Below are 8,941 nucleotides of genomic sequence, written 5' to 3' on the forward strand. Positions count from 1 at the left end.
GCGACAAAAACGTTCGGGGCGTTGACTACGTCGTCGTCAAAACCCCAAACGTTTCTCTTTGGATTTGGGCGGCCCGATTCAGACTACGCGGCTGCGCCGCTCCGTCATCGGGACGCCAAAAACTTTTTACACCGAAAAATACTTCGCGTGGCTGTTCAACACCACAATCGCGCTGGTGCTCTGTTCCGGATGCAGCTGATGCTCGTCCGACAGCGAAATCCCAATCCGCTCCGCCCCCAGCAGCCGCAGAAGCTGCTCCTGGTCCTCCAGCTTCGGGCAGGCCGGGTAGCCGAAGCTGTAGCGCGAGCCGCGATAGCCCTGCCCCAGCATCTTCTCCATCTCCCGGTCATCCTCCGCCGCGAAGCCCAGCTCGGCGCGGATGCGCTTATGGGTGTATTCCGCCAGCGCCTCCGCCATCTCCACCGAAACGCCGTGCAGATAGAGGTAATCCTGGTAGCGGTTGCCCTCGAACCATTCCCGCGCCACCTCGGACGCCTTCTGCCCCATGGTCACCGCCTGCAGCCCGATCACGCCGCGCCCATCCTCCACGTCCGGGAAGAAATCCGCGATGCATTCGCCATCCAGCCTGGGCTGGCGCGGCAGCGCGAAGCGGGCAACTTCGGTGGTGCCGTCCTCATCGAACAGGATCAGATCATTCCCCTGCCCCGCCGCCTTCCAATAGCCATACACGGCCTGCGGGTGCAGGATGCGCTCCGCCTCGCAGAGATCGAGCATGCGCTTCATCACCGGCCGCAGCTCCTGGCGCGCCCAGCCCATGAAATCCTCCAGGCTCTTGCCCTGCTTGCGAAAGCCCCATTGGAACTGGAACAAAGAGCGTTCATTCAGGAACGGCACCACCGCCTTCGGCGCGGCCTCCAAAACCTTCGCCCCCCAGAAGGGCGGCACCACATCCGGCTGGTCCGCGTTCAAACGCCGGCGGCGGGCCTGCACCTCCTTCACATCCACCGGCGCGAAGGCGCTCGCCTCCGCCTGGCCCAGCGTGCGCTTGGTGTTGCGGGCCTTGCCGGCGCGCTTGGCCTGGATCGCGGCGAGGTAATCGTCGAAATCATTCCCCGTCACCTTGTCCATCAGATGCAGCCCGTCGAACGCATCGCGCGCATAGGCGACACGGCCGGAGGCGTAGGAAGCGGCGCAATCCTCCTCGACATAATTGCGGGTCAGCGCCGCGCCGCCCAGCATCACCGGAATATCCAGCCCCTGGCGGGACATCTCTTCCAGATTCTCGCGCATCACCACCGTGGATTTCACCAGCAGGCCGGACATGCCGATGGCATGGGCCTTATGTTCCTTCGCCGCCGCCACCATCTCCGCCAGCGGCACCTTGATGCCGAGATTGACGACCTTGTAGCCGTTATTGGTGAGGATGATGTCGACCAGGTTCTTGCCGATGTCATGCACATCGCCCTTCACCGTGGCGAGCACGATGATGCCGCGCTCCTCACCCTCGACGCGCTCCATCATCGGCTCCAGATAAGCCACCGCCGCCTTCATCGTCTCGGCCGATTGCAGCACGAACGGCAGCTGCATCTTGCCGGCGCCGAACAGCTCGCCCACCACCTTCATGCCATCCAGCAGGATGTTGTTGATGATCTCCAGCGGCTTGTGGGTTTTCAGCGCCTCGTCCAGATCCTCGGTCAGCCCCTTGCGGTCGCCATCGACGATGCGGTCCTTCAGCCGCCCTTCCGGGGTCTCGGCGCGCTTCTTCTTGGTGGCGTCCGCCGCCTTGCGGTCCGCGAACATCTCCAGCAGCTTCTGCAACGGGTCATAGCCTTCTTCGCGGCGGTCGAAGATCAGATCCTCGCACACCTTCACCTCCGCCGGGTCGATCAGATGCAGCGGCCGGATTTTTGAGACATGCACGATCGCCCCGGTCATGCCGGCCTTCACCGCATGGTCCAGGAACACCGAATTCAGCACCGCCCGCGCGGCGGGGTTGAGGCCGAAGGAGATGTTGGAGAGGCCGAGGATGATCTGGATGTCCGGGAACTTATCCCGGATCAGCTTGATGCCTTCCAGCGTCCATTGCCCCAGCTTGCGGTCATCCTCATTGCCGGTGGCGATGGTGAAGGTCAGCGGGTCGATCATCAGATCGGATTGCGGCAGCCCGTACTGGTCGCAGGCAAAGGCCACCAGCCGCTCGGCGATGCGCAGCTTGTCGGCCGGCTCCTTGGCCATGCCGACCTCATCGATGGTCAGCGCGATCATCGCCGCGCCAAACTTCTTCGCGAGCTTCAGGCGCTCACGCGCATGCCCCTCGCCATCCTCGAAATTGATCGAGTTGATGATCGGCTTGCCGCCATGCAGCTTCAGCGCCGCCTCGATCACCGGCGTCTCGGTGGAATCGATCACCAAAGGCGCGTTCACCGAGGAGGTGAAGCGGGTGATCACCTGGTTCATCTCGGCGATCTCGTCGCGCCCGACGAAGGCGGTGCAGATATCCAGCGCGTTGGAGGCTTCCGCCACCTGCTCACGGCCCATGGCGACACAGCCATCCCAGTCGCCGCTTTCCTGCAGCTCGCGCCATTTCTTCGAGCCATTGGCGTTGCAGCGCTCGCCGATGGAGAAATAGGCGTTCTCCTGGCGCAACGGCACCGCGCCATAGAGGCTGGCGACGGACGGCACCCAGTGGAATTTGCGCGCGATTGGCGCCGGGCGCGGATTGCCCAGCTTCCTCAGCATCCCGTCCAGCGCCTGGATATGCGGGATGGAGGTGCCACAGCACCCGCCGATCAGGTTCACCCCGTCCTCGACCACGAAACGCTCCACCCAGCTCGCCATCTCGGCCCCGCTCAGCGGGTAATGGGTCTGGCCATCCACCAGCTCGGGCAGGCCGGCATTCGGCTGCACGGAAATCTTGCCGGGCCAGCTCTGGGAGAGATAGCGCACATGCTCGGCCATCTCCTGCGGGCCGGTGGCGCAGTTCAGCCCCATCAGCGGCACATCCAGCGCGTGGATGACGGTGGCCGCGGCGGCGATGTCCGGCCCCACCAGCAGCGTGCCGGTGGTCTCCACCGTCACCTGCACAAAAATCGGCGTATCCTTCCCGGCCTCACGAATGGCGCGCTTGGCGCCGTTCACCGCGGCTTTGATCTGCAGCGTGTCCTGGCAGGTCTCGATCAGCAGCGCATCCACCCCGCCGGCCAGCAGCCCGACGCATTGGGCGTAGAGCGCCTCCTCCAGCGGGTCATAGGCGATATTGCCCAGGCTCGGCAGCTTCGTCCCCGGCCCGATCGAGCCGACCACCCAGCGCTGCCGGCCATCGGCGAAGCTCTCCGCCGCCTCGCGCGCCAGCTCCCCGGCGATTTTGTTGATCTCGAAGGCGCGGTCCTGCAGCTCGAACTCCGCCAGCGTGATCGGCGAGCCACCGAAGGAATTGGTCTGCACCATGTCCGAGCCGGCCTCGAAATAGCCGCGATGGATCTCGCGCACGAGATCCGGCCGGGACAGGTTCAGCACTTCCGTACAGTTTTCCTTGTCCCAGAAATCCTTCTCGATATCGAGGGTCAGCGCCTGCACGCGCGAGCCCATGCCGCCATCGCAGAGCAGAACGTTACGGGAGAGGGCTTCGAGCAGATGTGGACGCTTTGACATGCTTGCCAAATAGCCCCCCGCACCCCCATTTCCAAGTCATGGAAAAGGATGGCCGCATTCCGGTTTATATAGGGGGCACGCCCGGCCCGCTTGACGCGGTGCTGGTGGAGGATGGCCACGCCATGCCGCCGGCCGGCCACGCCATACGTTTCACCGCCCCGCGCTTTGGCCACCAGCCCGGCTGCTTCTGCTGCACGGCGCGCGGCCCGGCGGCGAATGCCTTCTCCGCCCTGTACCGGGACCGGGCGATGGGGGCGGCACCTTATTTCGAGCGTGTGGTGATTCTGGCCTCGTTGCAGGGGGAGGCGGATATCAAGGCGGCGCTGGAGCAGGATGCGGTGACGAAAGCGCGGTTTCGGCTGGGATGAGACAAAAGCCCGGACGCCCCGCGAGGGGGCGGTCCGGGCTTTTGTCTGAAGGGGGATTTTTGCAAAAATCCCCCTTAAACCCCTAAAAACTTTTACGCCGTGTGGAAGCCGCCGGCGAGCCAGATGATCAGCAGCACGATGATGATCAGACCCAGCACCCCGCCCGACCCGCGGCCGCCATAAGAGCGATGCGCATAATACCCGCCACCGCCGCCGAACAGCAGCACCAGCAGAATGATGATCAGAATCAAACCCATGAAAAACCTCCGATAATGAAGCCAAGCTGAACAGGACATGGGGATGAGCCACGCCGGGGCCGCATGAGACGTTCATGAAATCCCCGAAACCCCACCCAAGCCCCGGAAAAAGCTGGGCTGCCCTTCGGCTGGCGAATTGTCCGGCGCGCCGGTTGGGTCTAAGAGCCGGGGCGCAAGGTATTTATCAGCGCTTGGAGAGGGAAAAATGGCCGAAGCTTTCGACGTTATCGTGATCGGGTCCGGGCCGGGCGGCTATGTCTGCGCCATTCGCGCGGCGCAGCTCGGCTTCAAGGTGGCCTGCGTCGAGAAGCGCGCCACGCTGGGCGGCACCTGCCTGAATATCGGCTGCATCCCCTCCAAGGCGCTGCTGCAATCCTCCGAGAATTTCCACGAGGCGGCGCATGGCTTCGCCGATCACGGCATCCAGATCGAAGGCATCAAGCTCGATCTCGCCCGCATGCAGGCCCGCAAGGGCGAGGTGGTGAGCGCCAACACCAAGGGTATCGAGTTCCTGTTCAAGAAGAACAAGGTCACCTGGATCAAGGGTGCCGCCAAGTTCACCGCCAAGAACGAGATCGAGGTCGAGGGCAAGGGCTATACCGCCAAGCATATCGTCATCGCCACCGGCTCCGATTCCACCCCGCTGAAGGGCGTCGAGGTCGATGAGAAGCGCATCGTCACCTCCACCGGCGCGCTGGAGCTGGACAAGGTGCCCGGCCATCTGGTCGTCATCGGCGGCGGCGTGATCGGGCTGGAGATGGGCTCGGTCTGGCGCCGTCTGGGCGCGGAAGTCACCGTCATCGAGTTCCTGGAGAAGATCACGCCCACCATGGATGGCGAGATCTCCAAGAGCTTCCAGCAGATCCTGACCAAGCAGGGCTTCAAGTTCGAGCTGGGCCAGAAGGTCACCTCCGCCAAGGTCGAGGGCGAAAAAGTCACCCTCAGCGTCGAGCCGGCCAAGGGCGGCGAGGCCAAGACCATCACCGCCGACGTGGTGCTGCTGGCCATCGGCCGCTACGCCTACACCGCCGGGCTGAACCTGGAAGCCGCCGGGGTTGAGACCGACGAGCGCGGCCGGGTGAAGATCGGCAAGCATTTCGAAACCAACGTGCCGGGCGTGTACGCGATCGGCGACGTCGTCGCCGGCGCGATGCTGGCCCACAAGGCCGAGGAAGAGGGTGTGGCTTTGGCCGAGATCCTGGCCGGCCAGCATGGCCATGTGAATTACGGCGCCATCCCGAGCGTCGTCTATACCTGGCCGGAAGTCGCCTCCGTTGGGCAAACTGAGGAAGAGCTGAAAGCCGCCGGTGTCGCCTATAAGGTCGGCAAATTCCCGTTCATGGCCAATGGCCGCGCCCGCGCCATGGGCGCCACCGAGGGCTTCGTGAAGCTGCTGGCCGACAAGACCACCGACCAGCTGCTCGGCGCCCACATCATCGGGCCGGATGCGGGCGGGCTGATCGCCGAATGCACCATGGGCATCGAATTCGGCGCCTCCGCCGAGGACGTGGCCCGCACCTGCCACGCCCACCCGACCCTGGCCGAAGTGGTGAAGGAAGCCGCCCTGGCCGTGGACGGCCGGCCGATCCATATCTGATCGCGCCATGATCCGTCTCGGCGTCAACATTGACCATGTCGCCACGTTGCGGAACGCGCGTGGCGGCAACCATCCTGATCCGCTGACGGTGGCCAAGGCGCTGGTCGGCTCGGGCATGGATGGCATCACCATCCATCTGCGCGAGGACAGGCGCCATATCCGCGATGCCGATGCCGAGGCGATCTGCGCCTGGGCCGGCAAGCCGGTGAATTTCGAGATGGCGGCGACGAACGAGATGGTCGCCATCGCCACCCGGCTGAAGCCGCATGGGTGCTGCATCGTGCCCGAGCGCCGGGCCGAGATCACCACCGAGGGCGGGCTGGACGTGTTCAATCAGCGCGAGGCGCTGCGCCCCGCCATCGCCCGGCTGAAGGATGCGGGCATCCGCGTCTCCTTGTTCGTGGACCCGGACGAGGCGCAGATCCACGCCGCCGCCGAGGTTGGCGCGCAGGTGGTGGAGTTGCATACCGGCGCCTATGCCAATGGCAAATTGGGCGAGCTGGACCGGCTGCGCGAGGCGGCGACGCTGAGCACCAAGGCCGGGCTGGAATGCCATGCCGGCCATGGGCTGACCTTCGCCAATGTCTCGCCCGTCGCCGCCCTGCCGGAAGTGACCGAGCTCAATATCGGCCATTTCCTGATGGGTGAGGCATTGCTGATCGGCCTGCCGGCGGCCATCGCCGAAATGAAGCGGCTGATGATCGAAGCCCGCATTAAATAAAAGTTTTTTGGGGCGGCTTTTTTTACAAAAAAGCCGCGAAAACGTTGGGGGCTTTGGCACGCAGTTGCCAGAACCCCAAACATTTTGCGGCCCTTTTTGAAAAAAGGGCCGCCCCCCAAAAACTTTTGCAACCTTGGCGTCGGGGGGTTGCAATCTCCGCAGGTTTGCATTCGGACGCGGGGGCAACACATTAACTTCATGACCGCGAATAAAGAAATCGTCGCCGGGGATATCGGCGGCACCAATGCGCGCTTCTGCCTGGCGCGGATCGAACAAGGCCGGGTGGTGGCGTTGGGTGAAACCGTGCAGATCCAGACCCGCGATGTCGGCGGCTTCGCCGAAGCCTGGTCGATCTTCGCCCGCGAAACCGGCAGGGCCCTGCCGCGCGAGGCCGCCATCGCCATCGCCTGCCCGGTGCAGGGCGAGGTGCTGAAACTCACCAACACCCATTGGAGCATCCGCCCGGCGGCGCTGAAAGCCCAGCTCGGGCTGGAGCGGCTGGACTTCATCAATGATTTCGGCGCCGTCGGCCATAGCCTGTCGCAGCTGCAGGAGCCTGATTACGTGCATCTCGCCGGCCCGCCCGGCCCGCTGCCGGCCCAGGGGATAATCACCATCGTCGGCCCCGGCACCGGGCTGGGCGTCGCCCAGGTGCTGCGCACCGCCACCCATACCCATGTGCTGGAATGCGAAGGCGGCCATATCAGCTTCGCACCCTTGGACGAGTTCGAGGACGAGCTGCTGGCCAGGCTGCGCGCCCGGCATGGGCGGGTCTCGGCCGAACGCGTCGTCTCCGGCCCGGGCCTGCGCGCCATTCATGAAACCCTGGCCGCCGCCCGCAACCTGCCCGCCCATCCGGGTCCGGACGCCGCCCTTTGGCAAAGCGGCATCGATGGGGTAGATGAAATCGCCATGGAGGCGATTTCACGCTTCGGCGCGGCGCTGGGCGCGGTCGCCGGGGACTATGCGCTGGCCCATGGCGCCAGCGCGGTTGTAATCGCTGGCGGAATTATTCCAAGGTTGTTACATATTCTGCCCAGAACAGGCTTTGTGCATCGTTTCTTGGATAAGGGGCGCTTTCAACCTCTAATGGCACGAATTCCGGTCAAGCTGATCGTGCACGCCTGCCCGGGTTTGCTCGGAGCCGCCTCCACCGCCGCCTAAATGCCGCACCACAGAGTTGTTCAATGATTTGTGATGCAACGTAAGAGTTGTTTTTTTTAAGTGGATCATGCTAACTGACCTAACCTGATAAGATAATTGTATCAATTTTTCTACAAACAGGATACGCAGTCATGGATATCGGCATTGGTGGCAAAAGCCCATTCACTTGCGAGACGATGCATAATCCAGGCTTCATGATCCGACGTCTGCACCAGATCTACGTCGCCCTGTTCGCCGATGAGACGATGGGGCTGGAGATCACCCCGGTGCAGCTCAGCGTGCTGCGCGCGATTTCCAAGCAGGCCGGGCGGGACCAGTCCGCCATCGCCGAGGAAATCGGGGTCGATCGCGCCACCTTGGCCAGCGTTGCCGCGCGGCTGGAAAGCGGCGGGTTGATCCGCCGGGCGATCAGCCGGCGCGACCAGCGCCAGAAGCTGCTGCACCTCACCGCCAAGGGCAAGGCCGCCCTCACCCGCATGCAGGCCCCGATGGCGCGCGCCAATGAACGCATTCTGGCCCCTTTGGACGAGGCGGAGCAGGAATTATTCCTCTCGCTGCTGGCCAATCTGGTCGATGGCGGCAATGAACATGCCCGCGCCAAGCTGAAGCTGCAATTCGGCCGGGATTTGAGTTCCGGGCCAAACTAAAAAAACCTTCACCCGCGCCCCGATGTATCCGGCTCTGTCCGCGCTTAAGTGTTGCGGCTAACACGCATCGCCGGAGGGGCTGTGGCTGAAGACAATCAATTGCAGCATCTCGACGATGGCGAGCTGCGTCTGGCCGAACGCCATTCCGTGCCGGATGCGTTTCTCATCCATGAAATCATCCGCCATGAGGGCGAGGAAGAGCTGGCCCGCAAGCCCGGCGCGTTGGCCCTCTCGGGCCTGGCGGCCGGGCTCTCGATGGGGTTTTCCTTCCTCACCCAGGCGCTGCTCACCGCCGACCTGCCGGACACACCCTGGCGGCATACCCTGGCCAGCTTCGGCTATGCGGTGGGCTTCATCATCGTGGTCCTCGCCCGCCAGCAGCTTTTCACCGAAAGCACCCTCACCGCCATCCTGCCGCTGATCACCAGGCGCGACCGCGCGACGCTGCTGGGCGTGCTCAAGCTCTGGGGGGTGGTGCTCACCGCCAATATCGCCGGCACCTGGATTTTCGCCGTGCTGGTGCACGCGCCGGGGCTGTTTCCACCCGCCGTCACCCCGGCCTTGCAGGAGATGGC

Annotated in this window: 8 protein-coding genes; 6 read left to right on the forward strand and 2 right to left on the reverse strand. The window is 64.1% G+C overall.

The features are described 5' to 3' along the window. Positions 1-126: 126 nt before the first annotated feature. On the reverse strand, positions 127-3,612 hold the full coding sequence (metH, locus tag MXAZACID_RS06310) for a methionine synthase (protein WP_008493340.1): 3,486 nt from the start codon (positions 3,610-3,612) through the stop codon (positions 127-129). A gap of 38 nt (positions 3,613-3,650) precedes the next feature. Between metH and MXAZACID_RS06315 the strand changes: the two genes are divergently transcribed. Continuing rightward, on the forward strand, positions 3,651-3,980 hold the full coding sequence (locus tag MXAZACID_RS06315) for a hypothetical protein (RefSeq protein WP_008493341.1): 330 nt from the start codon (positions 3,651-3,653) through the stop codon (positions 3,978-3,980). A 92-nt stretch (positions 3,981-4,072) separates the two neighbouring features. On the opposite strand, the gene MXAZACID_RS18215 is transcribed toward MXAZACID_RS06315, so the two are convergent. Then, positions 4,073-4,237, reverse strand: coding sequence for a DUF3309 family protein (locus MXAZACID_RS18215; RefSeq protein ID WP_008493342.1), 165 nt, complete (start codon positions 4,235-4,237; stop codon positions 4,073-4,075). Positions 4,238-4,442: 205 nt separating this feature from the next. On the opposite strand from MXAZACID_RS18215, the gene lpdA reads away from it, so the two are divergent. From lpdA to MXAZACID_RS06340, 5 genes are all read left to right on the forward strand, one after another. Then, the gene (lpdA, locus tag MXAZACID_RS06320; protein WP_008493343.1) at positions 4,443-5,834 is read left to right on the forward strand and encodes a dihydrolipoyl dehydrogenase; all 1,392 of its coding nucleotides are present in this window, start codon (positions 4,443-4,445) and stop codon (positions 5,832-5,834) included. A 7-nt stretch (positions 5,835-5,841) separates the two neighbouring features. Beyond that, the gene (locus MXAZACID_RS06325; RefSeq protein WP_008493346.1) at positions 5,842-6,555 is read left to right on the forward strand and encodes a pyridoxine 5'-phosphate synthase; all 714 of its coding nucleotides are present in this window, start codon (positions 5,842-5,844) and stop codon (positions 6,553-6,555) included. A gap of 198 nt (positions 6,556-6,753) precedes the next feature. Beyond that, positions 6,754-7,719, forward strand: a complete 966-nt coding sequence (glk, locus tag MXAZACID_RS06330) for a glucokinase (protein ID WP_008493347.1) — start codon at positions 6,754-6,756, stop codon at positions 7,717-7,719. A gap of 194 nt (positions 7,720-7,913) precedes the next feature. After that, on the forward strand, positions 7,914-8,366 hold the full coding sequence (locus MXAZACID_RS06335; protein ID WP_168118399.1) for a MarR family winged helix-turn-helix transcriptional regulator: 453 nt from the start codon (positions 7,914-7,916) through the stop codon (positions 8,364-8,366). Positions 8,367-8,447: 81 nt separating this feature from the next. Further along, a partial coding sequence (locus MXAZACID_RS06340) for a formate/nitrite transporter family protein (protein WP_039885050.1) occupies positions 8,448-8,941 on the forward strand: 494 nt, incomplete at its 3' end.

Origin of the sequence: Acidocella sp. MX-AZ02 (assembly GCF_000306035.1) — a bacterium.
Taxonomy (GTDB): domain Bacteria; phylum Pseudomonadota; class Alphaproteobacteria; order Acetobacterales; family Acetobacteraceae; genus Acidocella; species Acidocella facilis.